Source organism: Shewanella sp. GutCb, from assembly GCF_002836135.1.
Taxonomy (GTDB): domain Bacteria; phylum Pseudomonadota; class Gammaproteobacteria; order Enterobacterales; family Shewanellaceae; genus Shewanella.
Genome location: NZ_PJBL01000033.1, coordinates 1 through 22028 on the forward strand (window position 1 = coordinate 1; position 22028 = coordinate 22028).

Here is a 22028-nt window from a genome sequence, read left to right on the forward strand (position 1 = left end):
AAAGGATCGGTTGTTAAAAGCCTATTTTGAACAAGCCAATGTGCCCTTAGAAAAACGTAAAGCCCTGCTTGCGGCTTTGAAACATGAGTATGCAGCGTCGCAGCAAACTAGCGACTTCGAACAATTGAAAGGCAATCTAGATCCCACCATTAGTGAAAATCAGAATCACACCGAGAATATGGGCATTCTAACCAATGAGCTGACTAATACCCCTGAGTCTGAATCATTAAAGCGTAACCAGATAAACCTGCTGATTGAGGCCGAACAGCTGCGCCATGCAACGGCAATGAGTGAGATCAACGGCGGAATTTCAACCCAATTTGATGCTATGTGGTCAGAGTCATTTGATCGGTTTGCTGCAGGTATTGGTAGCGCGACTGCCGATGCCATTTTTGAGTCGAAAGACTTTGGAGAAGCGATGCAGCAAATTACTAAGGGGGCAATAAAAAGCGTGATAGCGGGCCTAGTGGAGATAGGCGTTAAGAAACTAGCAATGGCCGTGATTGATAAAGGGATAATGGCGAGTACGGCAGTCGCGGCAACCACCACAGCTGCAACAACTGGCACCGCTATCGCGACGTCTATGGCACCAGCTGCCGCTACCGCCTCAATCGCTAGTTTTGGCAGTAGTGCAGTGGTCGGTATCGCCGCGATGATAGCGGCGATGGCGCTGTTACCGTCGATAATCGGTAAGTTTCATGGCGGCGGTACTATCCCGCGTGAAGGCACCTATCTGCTGGATGGCGGTGAGACGGTTTATACCCGTAATCAACAGCAAACATTGATGAATGCCCTTGGTGCTGCTAGTACGTCTGGCCGTGGTGGCCAAGGTGTCAATATACAGCAGAACAACACCATCGTTGTTAACAATCAAGGCGAGGCAGATTCTTTGGAAGAGGTGTTGCCGCAGTTGGTAGCGATGACTAAGAGTGCTGTGGTGGAAGACCTAAACAATCGCGGTGACGTATGGCAGGCAAGCAGGGGATAACAGTTCGGGACGGGTTTAAAATATTACGCTTGAAAGCTCCCTTTAAAGGAATATATTGATTTTGTCATGATTTTGGACGAAAACATAAATTGTAATAGGGAGCATGAGCATGGGTAGAGAGAAAGCAAGGTTACAAGACGTTGAAGATGCCTGGGATCGTAAGGCGCAGGCTGAAAATCTAAGATGTAGTATTTGTTCGCAAATCATTAATTACTCAGACAGTGAGGTCTATTTCACAGTGGAAATGTGTAGTTATTGTGCTCACATTGCTAGTAAGGATGATTAGCATCAAAACTGAATTGGCTTACGTTGTGTTTTAATCCGGATAGGGATATCTTGCCTTATTCTCTTAATTTACAAAGGATTGATAAATGTTTCCTAAATGGGTGACGCCTGAAATTATTATTGCTATATCGTCAGTTTTTATTGCTTTGTGTGCTTTGGTAACGACTCTTTGGCTGGGGTTAATAACGAGGAAACACAATAAGTTGTCAGTAAAACCAATGTTGTCATTAGTAGTTTTAGTTTCTAGAGCTAGCGAAAAAATCGGACTGAAACTGACAAATGATGGTTTTGGGCCTGCAATAATAACTAAAGGCGTTATTAAGAAGAATGGTCAAGAATTTGAATTGCGAGATATTAAATATAGAAGTTTATTTCCTGAACTTTCTGATAATGATTTTCAGCTTAACCTTATAGGGGCTTATTGCTCCAGAAATCCACTTCAAGACCAATGGTTAGTGTCATCAATAGCCCATAAAGAACATGAATTGACGGCTAATATGACAAATGCTCTTTCTCAAGTTGAGTTAAGAGTTGAATATGAGTCTGTTTATGCTGAGAAGTTTACATTCAGTCAAATCATTAGTTTTGAAGGGTATTAATCCCGAAACGTTTCAAATCCATCCAATTAACTAGCTAGTCATACTGAGGCATCACTCGTTTTGTATGCTGAACATGACTGGCTATGCTCTCTTTTCCTGCTGACATCTATCCTACCCAATGTGACTGGCGCTTAGTGCGTCGCACAAAGGCGTTTCGTAACCCTTATAACAATCAACTGCAAACGCTTTCTCTACCTGGTGCCTACTGGCAGGCGCAATTGACCTTTGACAAATTATCTCGTGCACAAGGTGCACAGATGCATGCCTTTGTGGTGAAGATGCAAGGCATGGCAGGACGAACGAAACTGCATGACCATGCCATTATCAACCCTGCATATACGAGCACGCCAGTGGTGAGTGGTGTTGGCCAACTAGGTAAGCAGCTTAAGGTGGGCGGGTGTTTTCCAGGGCTGTTTTTACCATCAGGCTATTATGTACAGGTGGGCGAACAGCTGCTGGTGTTGACCGATGACGCCGTAGCCGATGCGGGCGGCGCTTGCAGGTTACAATTTGAGCCTGCACTGCGCCAATCACCCCCCAATGGCACCGCATTGGTGATAGATAAACCCAGCGCCACCATGATGTTTACTGACGATAACCAAGGCATGCGCCGCAGCAGTAAGCGCTTAGTGCTATCAAGTTTCAGCCTGTCTTTTGTAGAGGACATCTATTCATGATTGGCTTTGCTACCCCAGAATTAAAAACTTATTTACGTCAGAAAAATGTCTGCGCAATCTTGCTCACTAAACTCGATTTTGCCTCTGGCTTTGTCTGTGTGCATAGCAGTGTAGGCACAATTATCCATGACGGTGACAGCTATTTAGGTGTCGGCGTGTTGGGCAAAGTTGGCAGTGTGACTCAGAACGGCAAAGTACAACCTAACAAGCTGCGTTTAACCTTATCAGGAATTCCACCTGCATTGCTTTCTACTGCGCTCACTGAGCAGTATCAAAACCGTTTAGGACAGATTTTATTGGCGGCACTTGATGAGCAATCAGGCACAGTGATCGCCGCCGATGTGTTATTTGCGGGCCGTATGGATGTGATGACACTTCGCGATGGCAGCAGTGCCAATTTACAGTTGGATCTGAACAGCCGTGGCGTGGATTGGAAAAATGCGCGTAATGGCCGTTATACCCATGCCGACCATCTCGCTCGTCATCCAGGTGATAATTTTTTTGAATTTGTGTCGCAGACTACTGAGCGTGAATTGCAATGGGGCGTACCAGGTGGCAGCGCTAAATTATCAGGTGGTTCTGGTGGTGGCGGGAGTCGCAGCACGGGCCGCAGAGTACAGAAGTAGGAATGATTATGTCATTAACTGGATTCATTGAGCTGTATCGGTATGTTGCGTTTAACTGGGGTGAGCATGACTGCTGTTTATTTGCGGCCAACTGGCTTGCGGTGAATGGCGTGGCAGATCTAGCCGCCGAGTTTAGAGGAAAATACGCTACTGAGCTAGGTGCTATGCGTGCGATACGGCGCGCAGGTTTTGCGACTATATCGGCATTGCTTGAGACCAAACTAGGGCCTGGCTTGTCACCACTAACGTTAACTCGTGGCGCAGTTGTGCTGCTTGATACTCCACAGGGCGATGTGGTGGGGATTTATCAGGGCCACGATTGCTTTGCGTTGGCGCAAGAGGGACTGGTGTCGTATCCCAAAACGCATATTAAAATGGGGTGGAATGTTTAATGGGTAAGGTTGTTGATGCGCTAATTGGAGGGACGCCGCTGGGGAAAGTGGCATTTGAGGCCATAGGTATTGATGCCTGGTGGGAAGTGAGCGTTGGCAAGTATATTCGTGAAGCCTTGATCCCTATTCCTGCCGATGATTTTGGTAACGAGGCGATGCAGCAGCAACAGATGCTGCGCTCACCTACTGAGGCGCGGCGTAGTATTTATGGTCAGGCCATGGTGTCGGGTCCTATTGTATTCGCTGAAGAAACAGGCACAGATAATGAGTTTTTACATTTGGTGATCCCATTAGCCGCGCATCAATGCGAAGAAGTACTTGAGATCTATTTTGATGACGAAGTGATATATCAAAATGGCAACCTAGATGGCGAATATAGCGATCATGCTCGGATTAATATCCATCTGGGAGCGCAAACCACCGTAGATAGTCAACTGCTTAGCGAATGTGAACACTGGACAGCGGAGCATGTTGGATTAGGCATTACTTACTTGTACGTGCGCCTTAAGCATGATCCTGAGTTTTACTCTAACGGCTTGCCGAACATTAAAGCCTTATTAAAGGGAAAGCCGCTTTATGACCCCCGTAAAGATTCGAGTGTAGGTGGTACTGGCAACCATAGCCGGAATGATGAGTCCACATGGGAGTGGAGTGATAACTGGGCATTATGTGTGCTGGATTACACGGGCTTTGAGTCAGGCGTAGGTGCTCTGGCTAATGAAATAGACTTGGCCTCGTATGCATTGGCAGCTAATGATAGTGACCAATTAGTAGAGTATGACGATGACGGCCATACCGAGAAGCGTTATACCTGTAATGGCACCTTTACCCAATCAATGACGCCAGCCTCTGTGTTGGATAAATTGCTGACTGCTGGTGCGGGTATGCAGACTTATTCCTCTGGTCAATATCAGTTGTTTTCGGGGGTCTATCAGGGGCCGTTTGGACTCACATTATCAGAAAGAGATTTAGCGGGAGAAGTAGAAGTTAGGCCTTTCAATGCTAGGGCGCAGCTGTGTAATGCGGTGCGTGGCACCTTCGTTGACCCTGATAATTTCTACCAACCTACCGACTTTGCGCCTTATGAATCGAATTATTACCGCGCTCAAGACAACGATGAATATATTGACCATGATATAGACCTCCCTTTTACACAATCTGTATTTACGGCACAGCGTCTCGCTAAGCTCTATTTAGAATTAAATCGTGCGGGCCAGCAAATTGTAGTGCCGCTAAATATGATTGGCTTAAGCGTGTCGGTTGGCCAAGTAATAGAACTTGAGCTGCCACGCCTAGGCATTAAAGCCGAGTATCAAGTGATGGATTGGTCATTTGATTTTGGTCTGCCAATTAAAGTGACGCTGCGTGAGACACATCCTAATTTATTTGTGTTTGATAAAGGCAGCTATACCAATCGTAAATTAACTCCAGTGTTAAATCTGCCATCCTCGAAGCGAGTACCAACGGTGAATGGTTTGGTCTGGACGCCAATGGGAGATGACGCTAATTGGCAGGGGCAACTGACTTGGAACGCGCCAGGTGGCAATAGTGCCTATCGCTATCGATTAGAAGTGAGTGATGCATTTAATATAGTGGTATATCAAGTCACTTTGGATGGAACACAGCATCATGTTCCTAAACTTGATGCAGGTAATTACACCGTTACTTTGTGGGCAGTAAATTTATTTGCAAACCGCTCAAATATACCTGCAATTATGGCAATTGGGGCTGATGCGCCTCCAGCTATTACCGGTATATTGGTGGATGCTGGTGCGCTTGAATTGACGCTACGACCACAAACTGCAGCTGTCACTGCAACGTCAACAGAGTTTGAAATTAAAGGCGGTTTAAGCAGTAATATCGCCAATGCGGTATTCATTGGCCAAGGTAAAGAAGTGATTTGGCCAGATCGCCATGCCAACACAGAGTATTTTGTCTGGGCGCGTGCCACCAATAACTACGGTTTTAGTCCTTGGTTTGGCCCTATTATCACGCAAACTAGCAGTGATAAAAGTGCTTTGGTTGAACTACTTGGTGATACCTTCGAAAAGTTTACTTGGTTTGCTTGGGCGGATGATAATCAAGGTAATGGCTTTACCACCGTTGAGGCGATAGGTGACGGTAAGGCGTACATGGGCCTTGCGACGGATAAGAAAACGGTTAGCCCTAGTGGTAATTGGCAAGATTACACCTGGTCAAAAATTAAGACAGAGATCCCCCCTGTATTCACAGATGATGAACAATCAAAGCTTGATGATTTAATGGCAGGAAAACTGCCTAACACCAGTGAAGAAATGCTCTCTTTGCAAGCCGCATTGAATAGTGGTCAGTTAAACAATGATTTGCTAACCGCGCAGAAATTGCTTGAGCAAAACATTACAGCTGCCGGACTTGGCGGTGAAACTCCGGCACAGTCACAAGCTAAGGCTAATTCAGCGCAAGCAGCGGCAGAAGCCAACGCGGCGTTAGATGCGTTGAGTAAAGTTAATACAGCCAAGAGTCAGGCCATTGTAGCGGGTCAAGTGGATGCAAGTGCTAAGGCGAATGCGGCGCAGTCTGCGGCTGAAACCTACGCTTTAGCAAAAGCGAACCTTGCCAAAGTTGAGGCCAATGCTTATGCAGATGGTGAAATAACCAAAGAAGAAACCCGCGCGATAGCCGATGCCCAAGCCAAGGCTTACACTGCTAAAAGCCAAGCGATAAGCACCGCCAGCGCTGATGCTACCGCGAAAGCGAATGCTGCCAAAGCTGCCGCAGAAACCTACGCTTTAGCAAAAGCGAATCTTGCCAAAGTTGAGGCCAATGCTTATGCAGATGGTGAAATAACCAAAGAAGAAACCCGCGCGATAGCCGATGCCCAAGCCAAGGCTAACACTGCTAAAAGCCAAGCGATAAGCACTGCCAGCGCGGATGCTACCGCGAAAGCCAATACCGCAAAATTGCAAGCCGTAGGTGATATTGCAGCCGGTCAATTTCAAGCAAAAACAGGACTGATTACCACGCTGTTTTCTAGTAGCGGGTTGTTTGGCCAGTTACAAGCACGGTTGGCTGCATTTGGCGGTTTAACAGCAAATAGCATAGCGTCACTAGCGATAGCGACTCACCACTTAAAAGCGGGCGCGGTTACGTCAGATAAAATCACGGTATCAAATGCCTTTATTACTAAGCTTATTGCTAATAGTGGTTTATTTGGGCATTTACAAGCTCAGTTTGCTCAATTTGGTGGGCTGGCCGCTAACAGCATTGCAGCTAAAGCGATAACCGTTGACAAACTTGATGTATTGGCAAGAAACCTGATTAACAATGTAAGCCAAACGGGGGTTAATACTGGTTGGACAGGGAATTTGCCTGTGGTTAGCCATACGCATAAAGGCAAACCGACTAAAGCATTACAAAATGCTACATCAGGCAATACGCAGCTTTATTCTAACGCCTTTGAGGTTGACCATACAAAAATATATGAAGTTAACTTTACTATTTTTAGGGTTAGTGGCGGCAATGTGGGAACCCGTTTTTTTGGCATGAGAGCGGTGGGTGATTCTAATGTTAGAATTATCATGGCAGAATCTCGCTTATTGGCTAGCTCAACGGATAATTTTTATTTTTGGAGTGGTGATATAGCGGATGGGCAATACCACCAAATGCGAGGTTATATAGTCGGTTCAGAAGTTTCCCCTGCATCTATTCCTGATTCGCTCAATGTGCAGTACGCAGTTCAATTAAATCCCGGCACCACCAAAGTGTACTTACGGGCTTTAAACTACTACAACGCTGGCGTAACCACGGTTGATCGATGGTTCAATATGTCAGTTACAGAGCTGGGAGGTGGCCAAATATCGGCTAATCAACTATTGGCCAATACAGGGTTATTCAATCAGTTAAAAGCCCGCATTGCTAATTTTGGAGGCTTGACGGCGACTGAAATTAAGGCTGATAGCGCACTGATTAATAAATTAGTGGGTACGAGTGCATTGTTTAACAGTTTAGTGGCTAGATTAGCGGTATTTGGTGGATTAACAGCTAACAGCATTGCGGCTGATGCTATTTTGGGCCGTCACATAAAAGCGGGTGAAAAGATAGAATCCCCAGTAATCGAAGGTGGTGAGCTTAGGCTTATAGGTAGCGCTTATATGAAAGTACAAGCGGCTAACGCTTTTGGGCCTGATAGCCTTGTTGAATGGTACGGTCCTAAATTGCTGTTGGGCGGCAACCCTAACTGGAATAGCTTAAGAAAATCTAACGCTATTACTTATTTAGCCGCTAATGGTGACGCTTATTTTGGCGGTAGCCTGAGTGCTGGCGTGCTTAAAACTGGAGTGACTAATCCAGATAAAAATGTTTATGCAAGTAGCTCTTACCCCGTAGAAATTGGGCCTTTTGGCACTAATGGCAAATCAAAAACGGTTGTTGTTTCTTACAATTTATCCGCCGACAGTTCAACGGCTTCAAGCGGAGCGGTTTCTAATCGTGCGTTAAGTTGGCAGCTTCAACGAAAAATTGGTAGTGGATCATGGACGACAGTTTCTAGCGGTATTTTTCCTATTATCGTTAATAAGGCGTTTGAGCCAGAATTTAACCATTATGAAGTGAGGGAGTATTGCAGCGCTTCATCGACCTATACCGACAATTCATCATCTGGCAGTGATTTTAAATATCGGATTAAAGTGATTAGTGCTACTCGCTACCATATTGCACGGCTTACCTCGTCACAAAACATTTCACTCATATCAACAGAACAATAAACTAAAGGAGGCCATCATGGCTTTAACAATACCTACACTCGCTTTATCTTCAGGCATCGAACTCGCTAACCCTTTGTTAGTTATCTCTGAGTTAAACGTTAATAACAACACCTCAAGTAATGAACGGTTAGAAATTAACGGCGCACCTGGTGAAGGTAATGCAGTAAGCCAAGGCTACAAGGTCATCACGAGTAATCATGGTGGACAAGGTTGCACTTACATGGTGAGCGTTTTTGCTAGTCAAGATGCTTTTGATGAAGGTAAGCCACCAGTCGATCAAGTAAGGGAAGGTCGTAATGTAAAGGTGTTCAGCTTGAACCTTGCAGAGGATGTGTATACAGGTATCACACCGAGAGAAGCAGCTTATACTCATCTAACAGAACAAACAGAGTTTGAAGCTGCACATTTAGTGTCAGAAGTTCTTGTATAGGGCTCTGCTGGTGGGGGAGACCATCTGACTTGTATCAAAAAATCCCCTATCTAAGGGGATTTAACATTATTTACCGCCAGTAACTAACTCCAAATACAATCTAAAAACTAGTTATAAAACCTTTAATTATTTCAATAGTTTTAATAATCTGAATGATTAAGCATAAAAATTTAAAACAGGCATAAAAAGCACTGTTTTTAACCTTTAACCACAGTTCGTTTAATTTTGAATGGTTTTTATCCATAGTGACTCTCCTTATGAAAGGGAGTTACCTGGCTTTTATATTCAATTTTGATCTTTTTGAATGACTATTGAAGCGTCGAGAGGCGCGGGTAGGAGCATTTCTGCTTTAAACAACGTTACCGTGTTTAGAATATGGTGTCCAGTCAGCTTAGTTAATGTTCAGTTTGCCAGTGTTGGCGATTCTCTTTTGCCAAACTTAGTGACTTTATTAGATGAACACTTTTGCCAAACCTTGTGAACGCTTCTGCCAAAATACGCGACGCGCTACACAAATCTCGCGACGCGCTTCAGCTCATACAATAAAAATGGCTAATACCTTGGTCTAACTAAGTGTTCGATAAATGAGCTTGGTTTACGTGCACGTAAACTTGTATCTTGTTGTAATGTTTATGTTATCTATCATTATCATTTGTGGTTGCCGTTAACGTTAGACTAAGGTCGCGATTGTTGTTCGCCGCATGCTTGCTAGATTAAACCCTGACTTAATATAAAAATCAGCACAAGGGAGTCGCTATGAGTTTTGAAAGCAACGAGAAGGCAGAAGGTTATTGGCGTGAAAATTTACGCCTAGTACTCGGTTTGTTAGCCATATGGGCAACAGTATCATTCGGGTGCGGTATTTTATTAGTAGATGTACTCAATGAAATCCATTTCATGGGGTTCAAGTTGGGATTCTGGTTTGCACAACAGGGTGCTATGTATGTGTTTGTTGCGCTTATTTTTGTCTATGTCGCGAAGGCGAATGCGTTAGACAAAAAATATGATGTGCATGAAGACTAATTACAAAGAACTTATTTAAAGGAGCTATGAAATGGATGTACAAACACTCACTTATTTGATTGTAGGGGTAACATTTGCCCTCTATATCGGTATTGCTATCTGGGCTCGAGCCGGTACAACAAAAGAATTCTATGTGGCGGGTGGCGGTGTTCACCCTGTTATGAACGGTATGGCTACCGCAGCAGACTGGATGTCGGCTGCATCATTTATCTCACTTGCGGGTATCGTGTCATTTACCGGCTATGACGGTTCAGTTTATTTAATGGGTTGGACGGGTGGCTATGTTCTGCTAGCGCTTTGCATGGCGCCCTACTTACGTAAGTTTGGTAAGTTCACCGTGCCTGACTTTATTGGCGACCGTTATTACTCACAAGCTGCGCGTACCGTGGCGGTGGTGTGTGCCATCTTCATTTGTTTCACCTATATCGCGGGTCAAATGCGTGGTGTAGGCGTTGTATTCTCAAGATTCTTAGAGGTTGAGGTTGAAACCGGTGTTTATATCGGTATGGCAGTGGTGTTCTTCTACGCTGTTTTAGGCGGTATGAAAGGGATTACCTACACTCAAGTTGCACAGTATTGCGTCCTTATTTTTGCTTTCATGGTGCCCGCTATTTTCATCTCGGTGATGATGACTGGCCACATTTTCCCTCAAATCGGTTTTGGGGCTGAGTTAATCGATGCTGCGGGCAATGGCACAGGGGTTTATCTTCTTGATAAGCTGGATGGGTTATCTGCTGAACTCGGATTTTCGCAATACACTGAAGGTTCAAAGAGCATGATAGATGTGTTCTTTATTACGGGTGCTTTGATGTTCGGTACTGCAGGTCTTCCTCACGTAATCGTACGTTTCTTTACGGTACCTAGAGTAAAAGATGCGCGTGTATCAGCGGGTTGGGCATTAGTCTTTATCGCTATTATGTACACCACTATTCCAGCATTAGCCGCGTTCTCTCGTGTCAACATGATTGAAACCATTAATGGCCCTGAGTCTACTGGAGTTGCCTATGAAACGGCACCTGAGTGGATTAAGAACTGGGAAAAGACTGGACTGATTACGTGGGATGATAAGAACGAAGACGGTAAGATTTACTATGCCAAGGGTGCAGAAAATGAGATGAAGATTGACCGCGATATCATGGTTCTAGCGACCCCTGAAATTGCTAATCTTCCTGCTTGGGTTATCGCGCTGGTTGCTGCGGGTGGTTTGGCTGCTGCATTATCGACATCTGCGGGTCTTCTACTGGTGATCTCGACTTCGGTATCGCATGACTTGCTGAAGAAAAACTTAATGCCTGATATCTCAGATAAGAAGGAACTGTTGTACGCCCGAATTGCAGCTGCATTGGGGATTGTGATGGCAGGTTACTTCGGTATTAATCCACCTGGTTTTGTCGCGGCGGTTGTTGCGATAGCATTTGGTCTGGCGGCATCGTCACTGTTCCCAGCTATTATCATGGGGATCTTCTCTAAGACAGTTAACAAGGAAGGCGCAATCTCAGGCATGGTAACGGGTCTACTGTTTACTGCGGCTTATATTGTTTACTTCAAGTTTGTTAATCCAAGTGCAAACACCAGTGATAATTGGTTCCTTGGGATATCGCCAGAAGGTATTGGTATGCTGGGTATGATGATTAACTTTGCCGTCGCCTTTGGTGTCACTAAAGTCACGGCAACCATACCACAAGATGTTGTGGACATGGTTGAGTCTATTCGTTTCCCTAAAGGTTCAGGTGAAGCACAAGATCACTAGTTCCTAATTTGTAAGCAGAATAAGAAGAGCGCATTAAGCGCTCTTTTTTTATGTCTATAACTGGCCTTTGGTCGAATAGTCCTAGCATTGGAGTAAACGCTATAGTGGTCATTGAATATAGAGGATGTGAGCTAGGGAGTGGTTAAATGGATGCAAGCGAATTACAACCCATCATGCAGTTTTTACAACAAAGCGTACCCTTTGAGTCGCTTGATGAAGCCACGTTGGCGAGTTGCTGCCGTTCCTTAACGGTCGGCTACTACAGTAAAGCCGCAAATTTTGTTCCTTTAGACCCGTCACACCCGCAACTTTATATTGTTAGAAGTGGCGCGTTCGAAGTCAGAGATATTAATGGTGAGCTATTAGATCGGCTCGGCGAGGGCGATTATTTTGGCTTTCCGTCTTTATTATCTGGAGAGCAGGCCAGTAATCGGGTCGCTATTTTAGAAGATGGCCTGGTCTACCATTTACCGCCTGATATATTTAATCTACTGCGCACTAAAAGCCGCGAGTTCGATCGATTCTTTAATAAGGCGTTTGCAAAGCGCTTAAGGCATCAAGGACGATTTAAAGCAAAAGAGCTGACAACGACTAGCCGTATTACCACCTTAATGTCTAATTCTCCGCTAATGATCGACATGAAAGCCTCCGTTGCTGATGCGGCTAGGTGTATGCGAAAGTCGCGCGTCTCTTCCGTACTGGTTATTGATAATAATAAGCTCGTCGGTATTTTAACCGATAGAGATTTACGTAACCGTGTTTTGGCCGAAAACTTTGATGGTAACCTTCCTGTACATCAAGCAATGACAACCACACCAATCTCAATTGAATCAAACTCTCTGGTATTTGAAGCGATGCTGTTGATGAGTGAACATAATATTCATCATCTGCCCGTGGTCGACAATGGTAAGGCAAAAGGGGTGATTACCAGTACTGATATTTTACGCGGCCAGAGTTCACAGCCTTTATTGTTGATTGGCGAAATTGAGCGGCAAAAAGATCTTGCTAGTTTGATTCAAGTCAGTAAACAGATCCCTCTTTTACTGCAAAACCTGATCAGTGCCGATGCAAGAGCAGAGGAGATAGGGCGAGTGTTAACGTCGGTCACTGATGCATTAACAAGGCGGCTTATTGTATTAAATCAGCAACTGTTAGGTGAAGCACCTATGGCATTTTGTTGGTTAGCGTTTGGCTCTCAGGGTAGGCAAGATCAAGCGGCATGTTCAGATCAAGATAATGGTTTACTACTTGCCCATGAACCGGATGCTGCAGCACAAGGTTATTTTGAAGCGTTATCGAAGGCGGTTTGTGCTGGGCTTGATGAGTGTGGTTATATTTATTGCCCTGGTGACATTATGGCGCAAAATCCTAAATGGAGAATGTCACTTAATGGTTGGCGATCTGTATTTGATAAGTGGGTTAATACACCGGATCCTAAAGCGCTAATGCACTGCAGTATATTTTTTGATATGCGCTCTGTTTTTGGACCTCAATCTTTGTTTGATGGATTACAAGATGATGTTCTTAAAAACACTCAAGGTAATGATATTTTCCTCGCAGGTCTGACCGGTAATTCTTTAACGAGTACACCCCCCCTCGGTTTTTTCAGAAAGTTTGTGTTGGAGCGTGATGGAACTGAGGTCAAAGGGATTGATCTAAAACACAAAGGTAATGCGTTGATTAATGATATTGCACGGGTGTATGCATTGTCTGCTGGCATTAAAGAGGTTAACACCGCTAAACGAATTAGAGCGCTAATGGATCAAAATATCATTAACCGCAACGATGCACTTAATTTGGCCGATGCGCATGAGTTTATCGCGCATATGCGGCTATCTAATCAAGGTTACCAGTACACTCATGCAAAACCGGTGACCAACTATCTAATGCCTAAAGACGTCTCTTCTTTAGTACGGCATCAATTAAGAGATGCCTTTAAAGTGGTACACGATGGACAAGTAGGGCTTAAGTTGAAAATGATGCGGAGTTACTAATTCTTTTGAAAAGCCTTTATCTACAGAGCAAGTTGCGCTGGCGTATCTTCAAAGCGGTTAATAAGACCATTGAAGCCTATTACCGTGCCGTATTGGATAATGTATCAAAGCCTTTGTCACAAATTCCGCTGATGGCTTTAGATTTAGAAATGACGGGTCTGGATCCTCAATGTGACCAGATTTTAAGTATTGGCTTGGTGCCTATTTACAATGGGATGTTGCAGCTTGAAAAAGCACAACATAAATTGGTGAGTATTGAAGGTAGCGTTGGCGATAGCGCGATAATACACGGCATTGTCGACAGGCAGTTAGCAACAGCGACGTCAGCTAAAGAGGCAATGGTCTGGTTTTTAAATCAAACACGAGGCCATGTGTTAGTGGCGCATCATGCGCCTTTAGATATGTGTTTTCTTAAAACAGAGGTTCATCGTAGTCTAGGTGAAAGAATGTCTTTTCTTGCAATAGATACAATGTCTCTAGAGCGAAGCCGCTTATTACGGCAACATGATGTCATTAAAGAAGGCTCTTTAAGGCTAGATGCATGTCGGCGCCGCTATGGTCTGCCAATATATGCTGCGCATAATGCGACGGTTGATGCATTGGCTTGTGGTGAGTTGCTCTTAGCTCAAATGGCGGGGATAGCAGGCCAAGATGAGTTGAGTTTGTTTGATCTTATTCGCTAAATAACTCGTCCATAAAGACTGGATAAATACTTACTGCTTTGCAGCATCAATAATGTGTCCCCATTTTATCAGTGCACTCTTGATATCTTCTTGTTGATAAGGTTTATTGATTATTTCGTCCATTCCACAGTGGTAACATTGTTCAGTTTCCACCGAGGTTGTACTAGCCGTTAAGGCTATGATGGGTTTGGTATAACCTTTGTCGCGCAGTAAAGTTGTTGCTTCAAATCCATCCACGACCGGCATTCTGCAATCCATAAAGATAATATCAACGCTATTGTTCGCGAGGAAGTCTATCGCCTCTTGACCATTATTAGCCATGGCGGGGGTTATTTTGAATTTAGCTAAAATCATTTCAATCAGCATTTGGTTAACTTTACTATCCTCCACGACCAATACGTCCAGTGTCTCGATAGGATACTGAGCTTGAGGTTGTTTGATATTTAATACGCTTGTTTTAGCGATATCTAGGGGTAAGGAAACATCAAAACAACTACCTTCACCTAGGGTCGATGTTAATCTGATGTCTCCTTTCATTTCATCAACTAACTGTTTGCAGATTGCGAGGCCTAACCCAGTGCCTTCATAGGCTCGATTACTCGAGTTATTCACTTGAGTGAAAGGGTCAAAAAGTGTCGGTATTTTGTCTTCTGGGATCCCGCAGCCACTATCTTGGACCGTAAAACACAGTGCTTGCTCGGCCCAATAGATATCGACTTTTATCTCACCTTGTCTGGTGAACTTTATCGAGTTGCCAATAAGATTGACTAAGATCTGTTTGATACGATCTGGGTCACCAATTAATGTCTGTGGAATTGATTGTTGATAATGGTAGTTAAATAACAGCCCGAACTCATCGGTGCGCTGTTTGAAAATATCGAATATCATTTTGCACAATTTCTCAGGAGAAAAATTAATCTTTACAATCTGCAGCATCCCAGCGCTCATTTTACTGAGATCAAGCAAGTCGTTAATAATCACCCGCAATAGCTCGCCTGACTGATGCATGGTATTGAGTAGTTGCTGCTGATAGCTCGACAACGATGTATCAAGCATCAGATCAGCGGAGCCTAATAGACCATTAAGTGGGGTTCTTAATTCGTGATTAATCATCGCGACAAAATCACGAGTAGACTGCTCTGAAGACTCTGCGCGCAACTTCTCCTTGATGGTATTTTCTAATAACTCTTGTCGTCGTTGTGCTGCGCTGATCATGTCACAGAATAGCAGAAGCTGTTTCTCAACGGTATTTTGCCATGAGGTTGGGGATTCAATAACGAGTGTGAGACTGCCTAAGATAGAGGCTTCAGTTTTGATGATAAGCTTAATCTGCTGATGATCATCAGACCAACATAATGGTTGGTTTGCGGTTGAAATAGGTTGGATCAGGGCTTTGTTACCGGCTAAAAAAGTATCAAAAACATTTTCTTTTATCGGTGATTTGAAGCGGATACGACTCGCTTTAATATTTTCAATGCCAATCAGGTCATCAAGTAAGCGCTGTAATAATATATTGGAGATAGGTTTTTGCAAAAGCAGTTGATTGTAATCGAGTAAAATTGATTCTAAATGGCTTTTAAAATGCAGCAGAGCCATGCCTTGCTTAGACTGCTCTTTTATATGAATGAGTGAGTCTTCGACAAGTTGTTTTGCACTATAAAGTTCTCTACTTTTTTCTTCCAGCAGGACTTCAGCTGCCTTTTTTGCTGCTTTTTCTCGGATTATTTTTCGATTAAGCAATTCAATTCTATTGGTTAATGCTTGGATTTCATCGTTGAGCATAGATTGTGCATCGCCTCACTGTTTAAACATAAGTGATGGTAAATCGGACTTCTGATTGGTCTTCTGTTATTGGCTCCATTGTAATTTCAATGTTTTCACCAAAATGCTCAGCACAGCCTCGAATCAGCCCTAGGCAGACATGCGACATACAGCGTGCGGACACATAATCCATGACTAATTGACTTTCAGTGGCTGAAATAAAGTTGAAAGTAGGTGGGTTGGCATTTTGATAAAGTTTTTTGACTTCTATATGAATATATTCCTCCACGCTTTTGATAAAGCTAAAGGTGGAGTCTGACTTGCCTTCGAGGCCAGGCATACTGTTAAACAAGGTGATAAAGACGGATTTACCGTAAACCTCTTGTAGGTCTTCAATAGATATCCCAGTTAGTTTACTTAAGCTTACGATGAGTTTGATGAGGTCATGGTGGTCATACGTGCCTACACTGGTATAAACACCGTCGTTTTGGTTTTCATCGAGGATCTGTTGACAGATCTCTAATCCGAACGTGTCTTCGACTAATTCTAAGAACTCAGCAAAAATGATTCCCTTCATATGTCACTCCTTAATACACTACTTATTATAAAGTAGTGTATTAGTTGATTTTATTCAATGATACTGGGGCTGTTATGCAGATTAAATGTACGTTAATTTCGCTTGTAAGCCCTCGCTCGCTCGTCATTACTATTGTCATATTGACGTTTAAATTCAAGAGATGAATATGATGACTATAATTTACAGGTAGTTTTGCTTACATTTTTAGGCTTCTTAAATTAAGCACTGTTCTATAACTTACTTGATATTAAGTGTCATTAGCGCGATAGGGATTTTTATGCCATTACCGTTGGTTTGGTTAGGAGCTGCAGCAATTGGTGCTGCTTTGATTGCTGATGAACGTAAAAATCAAAAAGACATCGCGACGAAGCGATTACACGGTAAGGCTGTGTCTGATCATACCAGGGGTGCCAATGCCGAACTTGGTCCTAGCTTATGGCATACTGGCGATAAGAAAGTTCAACTCGAGCCGGGCTCGATTATTTGCTGTTTTGTTTTTGGCGTCATTGAACACACGGGAATTTGGCTAGGGGACGACACCTTAGTTGAGTTACATGGAAGTGGATTAGTACGCGCCGTTTCAACTAAGCGCTTTTTGGTCGGCAGAAGTGGCAGTCAGATTTTTCAAGCGTGTAATCATCTTCACCAACCTTTAGTGAGGTCTCAGGTTTTAGCCCGGGCACAACAGGCAATATTTACCTATAGAAAATATGATCTGTTAGACAATAATTGTCATCGATTTGTGTGGCATTGTTTAAGTGGCGAAGAGAAGGCGTTATCGAGTTTTAGTAAACTCAACAATGAAATTGGAATGTACTTTGAAGAAGCTGTCTATTGGGACGAAGCTATCATTTGATACAAAAACACCGACGGTTTAGGTCGGTGTTTTTAAACAAACGGTGTTTCTGGCTAGGCTATTTACAGAAATGCTTTACCGCTTTGCTCACCAGTTCAATACCGGTTTTATCACAAGGTGGCAGCTCTGCATCACTAATATTAATTGGAGTCACTCTGTCACCCCATTTAATTAAGGCTGCGGCCGAGGTCAATCCTGCACCAAATGCACAAGATAAAATGGTTTGATTTGGTAAGATTTTACCTTGCTCTAGCGCATCACAAATCGCAATAGGGATAGTTGCAGCAGAAGTATTACCATAATTTGCAATATTCACAATGGCTTTTTCTTTTGGAATTTTCATGCGGCTAATCAGAGTATCAATAATACGCTCGTTAGCTTGATGAGGGATCACCCAATCGATATCTTCCTTATCGATGCCACATTTCTCTATCACTTTAGTACTTAACTTACCCATGCCTGCAATGGCACGTTTAAAGATCTCTTGACCGTTAAATTCGATATAAAAATCGAGTGAAGCGGCGTCAAATCGATCCATTGCAGTACCAAAACCGGCTTTAAGAATGTCTCTGCCAGCAGGGTCATTATTCAGCTCATAGCCTAAGATACCAATTGCTTCATCTGTTGCTTCTAATACAACCGCGCCGGCACCATCACCAAATAAAACGGCGGTGTCGCGTCGTGACCAATCTAAAAAGAACGACAGTCTTTCTGCACCAATGACGAGCACCTTTTTGCATTGGCCGCTCTTTATTTGTGAACTCGCTAGGCCAACGCCATAAAGGAAACCACTGCATGCAGCATTGATATCAAAGGCTGCGCAAGTTGCACCCACATTCGCTTGAACCGTTGAAGCTATATTTGGGATCAGTGTGTCAGGTGTTGCGGTTGCTAGAATTATCATATCTAGATCGCTACCCTCAATACCGGCGGCAGCAAGTGCTCTTTGAGCGGCAACAGAGGCAAGCTCAGAAGTGTTTACATGACTAATATGACGCTGGCTAATACCTGTGCGAGATTTAATCCATTCATCAGAGGTTTCGATAAATGTTGAAAGGTCATGGTTTGTTAGGGTAGCGGGCGGAACACACTTTCCCCAACCTGTAATCGTGGCGTACTGCATTAGGTTATCTCTCAAAAATAAAAAAGCAGAACCTGCGCTCTGCCTTGTCAATCAGTATAAGTAAAGCTTAACAAGTCTTTTAACGCTCAACAGTGAGCTAGCCCTCTTGTTGAGCAACTAAAACTCTAATAGCTGCCGCAGCATGAAGGATGTGACTGCGTAACAGTTCAACAGCGTTATCAACGTCACCCTTCCTACAATAGTCTAGCAATTCTCTATGATCTTGCTGTGCTTTAGGAATACCACTCGCTAAAAATAGCTGTAAGCGGACATACCGATCACAGTTGGTATTCAGCCCATTGACGACTTCAATGGTATGAGGTTTGTCTGCTGCGCGGTATAAACAGGTATGGAATTGAGAATTTAATCCACTCCAGCGTTCTATTTGGTCTTTATCTTGAAATGCCACATCAAGCGAGTCCAAAATACCTTCAGCTTCCGTTAGGTCATCTTCAGTCATATTGGGGATTGCTTTAGCCAATAGATCTGTTTCGATTAACGCTCTTAAGTCAAATAGTTCAGTGACTTGAACAGCAGATAAAATAGTCGCTGTAGCGCCTTTATGTGCTTCAAACTTAACTAACCCTTCAGCTTCTAATTGCAGCAATGCCTCTCGTACTGGGATCCTGCTCACATTCATTTCATCGGCTAAGGCACTTTGGCGTAATGGCATACCCGCAGCGATTTCTCCAGAGAGAATTTTTTCCCTTAATACTTCGACGACAACTTGAGTACGTGTTTTATGAACGATAGGAGTTTTTCTGCTCATATAGCCTGTTTTTATGTTAATTATTCAAGATGATTTTCTTAGGTTAACGCTTAAATAAGTAGAATGAAAGGGAAACAACTTGTTTCCCTGTACATATTTTGAAATATTTAGAAAGTGGTAATGTTGGCTTGCTCTTCTCTCAGCTTCTGTGGCATGAGTGCTATTGGCATGTTTTGTATACACAAAGGTCGTTCAAATCGAGACATTGCTTGTGTACCAACAGAGGTTGTACGGCTATCCGTACTCGCTGGATAGGGGCCGCCATGATTCATTGAATGACAGACCTCAACGCCTGTCGGCATTTGGTTGAATATCAAACGACCGACGTTATACGAGACCGATTCGATTAATTGAGCTTGCTCAGCTAACTCATTATCTAGCCCATGAATTGAGGCCGTTAATTGACCTTCCATCTGTTCCGCTATTAACTCCATTTGTGCTTGGTTTTCACAGGCTACAATGACAGCGAAGGGGCCAAATACCTCTTGTTGAAGCGTCTTTGAAGCTAAGTAATCTTCAGCGGTGACTTTAACCGCGGCTGGACGTGTAAAGTGGTTTGCTGGTGAGGACTTACCCTGTGATATTAGCTGTACACGCTTATTCTTAAGCAGTGCTTCGACTTGTGATTGATAGGTCGCAGCAATGCCTGCGGTTAACATGCTTGCGGCAGACTCCAGTGAGATTTTCTCTGCGACTGTCGCGAGATAGCGATTGAGCGCCTCTCCTTGTATTGCCACCACTACGCCTGGGCTAGTACAGAACTGACCATGTCCCATTAACATCGATTGAACTTGCGTCGTCGCTAGGCTTTCTGCTTGTTGTGTTAGCAACTCAGCAAGTAAAAACTGTGGATTAATTGAGCCTAGTTCACCATAAAATGGAATCGGTTCTGCTCTTGCTGCGCAAAGATCCGCTAAAATTCGACCGACTTTAAGTGAGCCGGTAAAGCCGACGGCTTTAATCGCACTATGGCTAACTAATAACGTCGATGATTCTGGCTCTGTTGATTGTATAAGGTTAAATACACCTGCAGGCATTTGACAACGTTCGGTAGCTCGTGCAATTGCGTGGCTAACGAGTTCGCTGGTTGCAGCGTGAGCAGGGTGTCCTTTTACGACGACACTACAGCCAGCAGCAAGTGCTGCAGCGGTATCACCACCGGCAGTAGAAAACGCTAACGGGAAGTTTGATGCACCGAAAACCGCAACAGGACCAATAGGTAAGGTGCCGAGTCTGGTGTCGGGTTTTGGCAGAGGTTGTCTGTCTGGGTTGGCAAGATCAACCAATACATTGTTAATCGGTGTTCTTAATGTACTCGCAAACAATTTGAGTTGTCCGCAAGTTCTGCCAGTTTCACCTTGTAGGCGGGCCATGGGTAAGCCCGTTTCTATATGAGCTGTTTGAGTTATCGCAGCAATATCAGATTGGATCTCTTCAGCAATAGCGTCTAAAAAGTCAGCTCTATTGTCGTTAGTGGTACGCTTATATAAAGTGAAAGCTTGTTTTGCGGCGTTAACAGCAGCGTCGACAATTTGTGATGTCGCATTAGCGAATTGCCACTCAGTGGCTTCATTGATTACAGGGTTCATACTGCTAAATTGCAATGCTTCGTCAGTCCATGCACCATTGATGAGGTGTTGACCACTAATTGCTACCTTTACTAAATCCGTCATATTTGCTCCTGAGCTTACATGCTAATTAATTTAATTGTTGATCACACGACCTGAAAACCGAATGCGTACGGATCACTATCGTCGATAGTGATGGTATTGTTGCCCGTCATTCTGGCCCAGCCTTTAATGCTTGGCATAATGCCTCGGTAATCACCTACTTGTGCTGCAGATTCTATTCGTCCAACAAATTGACTACCGATAATGCTCTCGTGGGTATACTCATCACCCACGTGTAGTTGTCCTTTAGCATAGAGCTGTGCAAGTCTCGCACTGGTACCGGTACCACAGGGTGAACGGTCAATGGCTTTATCACCATAAAAGACTGCGTTTGCACCATCGGAACCAGAAGAGATCGTATCGCCAGTCCAAAGCACATGTGTTACGCCATTTACGGTTGGATCATGGGGGTGAATACAGGTTAATTGTTCATCAGCAATGGCCCTAACAATGGGACTCCAGCGCAGAATGTCTGCAGCGCTCCAGTGACGTAATCCGGGGAAGTTTTCTTGCGGGTCGACAATAACGTAGTAGTTACCGCCATACGACACATCAACCTTTAATGGACCTAGACCTGGAATGTCTAAAACTTGGTCTTGATGTGCAAGATAGGCTGGAACGTTGTATATCTTTACCCAATCGACTTTTTCGTCAGTTTTTTGGTAATCAATTTTTATTTGGCCTGCAGGGACATCGATGATGAGTTTTCCGGGGGTTTTCGCCGTTAATAATCCAGATTCAATGGCTGACGTAATCGTGCCAATGGTGCCGTGTCCACACATGGGCAAGCAGCCACTGGTTTCAATAAACAATATTGACGCGTCAGCATCATCAGAGCATGGCGGGTAGAGAAAGGCACCTGACATCATGTCGTGGCCTCGGGGCTCAAACATAAGTCCTTTACGGATCCAATCGTACTCGCGAAGAAAATGCTGTCTTTTCTCGCTCATGTTATTACCAATAAGATGAGGGTGACCACTGGTCACCAGTCTCACTGGATTGCCGCAAGTGTGTGCATCAATGCAAAAAAAAGTGCCTTTCAGCATGTATATAGCTCCATTATTATTGTTAGTGTGCTGAGCC

General features: G+C 43.9%; 17 protein-coding genes and 1 pseudogene. 12 read left to right on the forward strand and 6 right to left on the reverse strand.

From position 1 onward, the window contains the following. From CXF86_RS18950 to CXF86_RS19000, 11 genes and pseudogenes are all read left to right on the forward strand, one after another. Positions 1-988: pseudogene (locus CXF86_RS18950) on the forward strand (phage tail protein); the annotation flags it as partial. Positions 989-1359: 371 nt separating this feature from the next. Then, positions 1360-1872: a hypothetical protein gene (locus CXF86_RS18955; protein ID WP_102039743.1), complete on the forward strand. Its 513-nt coding sequence runs from the start codon at positions 1360-1362 to the stop codon at positions 1870-1872. 83 nt (positions 1873-1955) lie between these two features. Then, positions 1956-2549: a hypothetical protein gene (locus CXF86_RS18960; protein ID WP_102039744.1), complete on the forward strand. Its 594-nt coding sequence runs from the start codon at positions 1956-1958 to the stop codon at positions 2547-2549. Then, positions 2546-3175, forward strand: a complete 630-nt coding sequence (locus CXF86_RS18965; RefSeq protein WP_102039745.1) for a hypothetical protein — start codon at positions 2546-2548, stop codon at positions 3173-3175. Before CXF86_RS18960 ends, CXF86_RS18965 begins: the two co-directional genes overlap by 4 nt. Positions 3176-3183: 8 nt before the next feature. Next, positions 3184-3567 (forward strand): DUF6950 family protein, encoded by a 384-nt coding sequence (locus tag CXF86_RS18970; RefSeq protein ID WP_102039746.1) that lies wholly within the window; start codon positions 3184-3186, stop codon positions 3565-3567. After that, positions 3567-8309, forward strand: a complete 4743-nt coding sequence (locus CXF86_RS18975; RefSeq protein WP_102039747.1) for a phage tail protein — start codon at positions 3567-3569, stop codon at positions 8307-8309. The genes CXF86_RS18970 and CXF86_RS18975 overlap by 1 nt, the downstream gene beginning before the upstream one ends. A 16-nt stretch (positions 8310-8325) precedes the next feature. Next, on the forward strand, positions 8326-8739 hold the full coding sequence (locus tag CXF86_RS18980) for a hypothetical protein (RefSeq protein WP_102039748.1): 414 nt from the start codon (positions 8326-8328) through the stop codon (positions 8737-8739). A gap of 756 nt (positions 8740-9495) precedes the next feature. Beyond that, complete coding sequence (locus CXF86_RS18985; RefSeq protein WP_101092156.1) at positions 9496-9762, forward strand: DUF4212 domain-containing protein; 267 nt, start codon at positions 9496-9498, stop codon at positions 9760-9762. Positions 9763-9793: 31 nt separating this feature from the next. After that, positions 9794-11512, forward strand: coding sequence for a sodium:solute symporter family protein (locus tag CXF86_RS18990; RefSeq protein ID WP_101092157.1), 1719 nt, complete (start codon positions 9794-9796; stop codon positions 11510-11512). 146 nt (positions 11513-11658) lie between these two features. Further along, on the forward strand, positions 11659-13506 hold the full coding sequence (locus CXF86_RS18995; RefSeq protein ID WP_102039749.1) for a DUF294 nucleotidyltransferase-like domain-containing protein: 1848 nt from the start codon (positions 11659-11661) through the stop codon (positions 13504-13506). 5 nt (positions 13507-13511) lie between these two features. Then, positions 13512-14189, forward strand: a complete 678-nt coding sequence (locus tag CXF86_RS19000; RefSeq protein ID WP_102039750.1) for an exonuclease domain-containing protein — start codon at positions 13512-13514, stop codon at positions 14187-14189. Positions 14190-14219: 30 nt separating this feature from the next. Here the strand turns inward: CXF86_RS19000 and CXF86_RS19005 are convergent, their stop codons facing one another. Then, complete coding sequence (locus CXF86_RS19005) at positions 14220-15971, reverse strand: ATP-binding protein (protein ID WP_102039751.1); 1752 nt, start codon at positions 15969-15971, stop codon at positions 14220-14222. 22 nt (positions 15972-15993) lie between these two features. Continuing rightward, positions 15994-16527 (reverse strand): heme NO-binding domain-containing protein, encoded by a 534-nt coding sequence (locus CXF86_RS19010; RefSeq protein WP_102039752.1) that lies wholly within the window; start codon positions 16525-16527, stop codon positions 15994-15996. Positions 16528-16804: 277 nt separating this feature from the next. On the opposite strand from CXF86_RS19010, the gene CXF86_RS19015 reads away from it, so the two are divergent. After that, positions 16805-17383 (forward strand): lecithin retinol acyltransferase family protein, encoded by a 579-nt coding sequence (locus CXF86_RS19015; protein ID WP_102039753.1) that lies wholly within the window; start codon positions 16805-16807, stop codon positions 17381-17383. A gap of 58 nt (positions 17384-17441) precedes the next feature. On the opposite strand, the gene CXF86_RS19020 is transcribed toward CXF86_RS19015, so the two are convergent. The 4 genes from CXF86_RS19020 to CXF86_RS19035 form a co-directional block, all read right to left on the reverse strand. Next, positions 17442-18506 carry a ketoacyl-ACP synthase III gene (locus CXF86_RS19020; protein ID WP_101092163.1) on the reverse strand — a complete coding sequence of 355 codons (1065 nt, stop codon included), beginning with the start codon at positions 18504-18506 and terminating at the stop codon, positions 17442-17444. 97 nt (positions 18507-18603) lie between these two features. Further along, the gene (locus tag CXF86_RS19025) at positions 18604-19275 is read right to left on the reverse strand and encodes a GntR family transcriptional regulator (protein ID WP_101092164.1); all 672 of its coding nucleotides are present in this window, start codon (positions 19273-19275) and stop codon (positions 18604-18606) included. Between the two features lie 107 nt (positions 19276-19382). Continuing rightward, the gene (locus CXF86_RS19030; RefSeq protein ID WP_102039754.1) at positions 19383-20948 is read right to left on the reverse strand and encodes an aldehyde dehydrogenase (NADP(+)); all 1566 of its coding nucleotides are present in this window, start codon (positions 20946-20948) and stop codon (positions 19383-19385) included. Between the two features lie 41 nt (positions 20949-20989). Continuing rightward, positions 20990-21991 carry a 4-hydroxyproline epimerase gene (locus tag CXF86_RS19035; protein WP_101092166.1) on the reverse strand — a complete coding sequence of 334 codons (1002 nt, stop codon included), beginning with the start codon at positions 21989-21991 and terminating at the stop codon, positions 20990-20992. Positions 21992-22028: the final 37 nt, after the last annotated feature.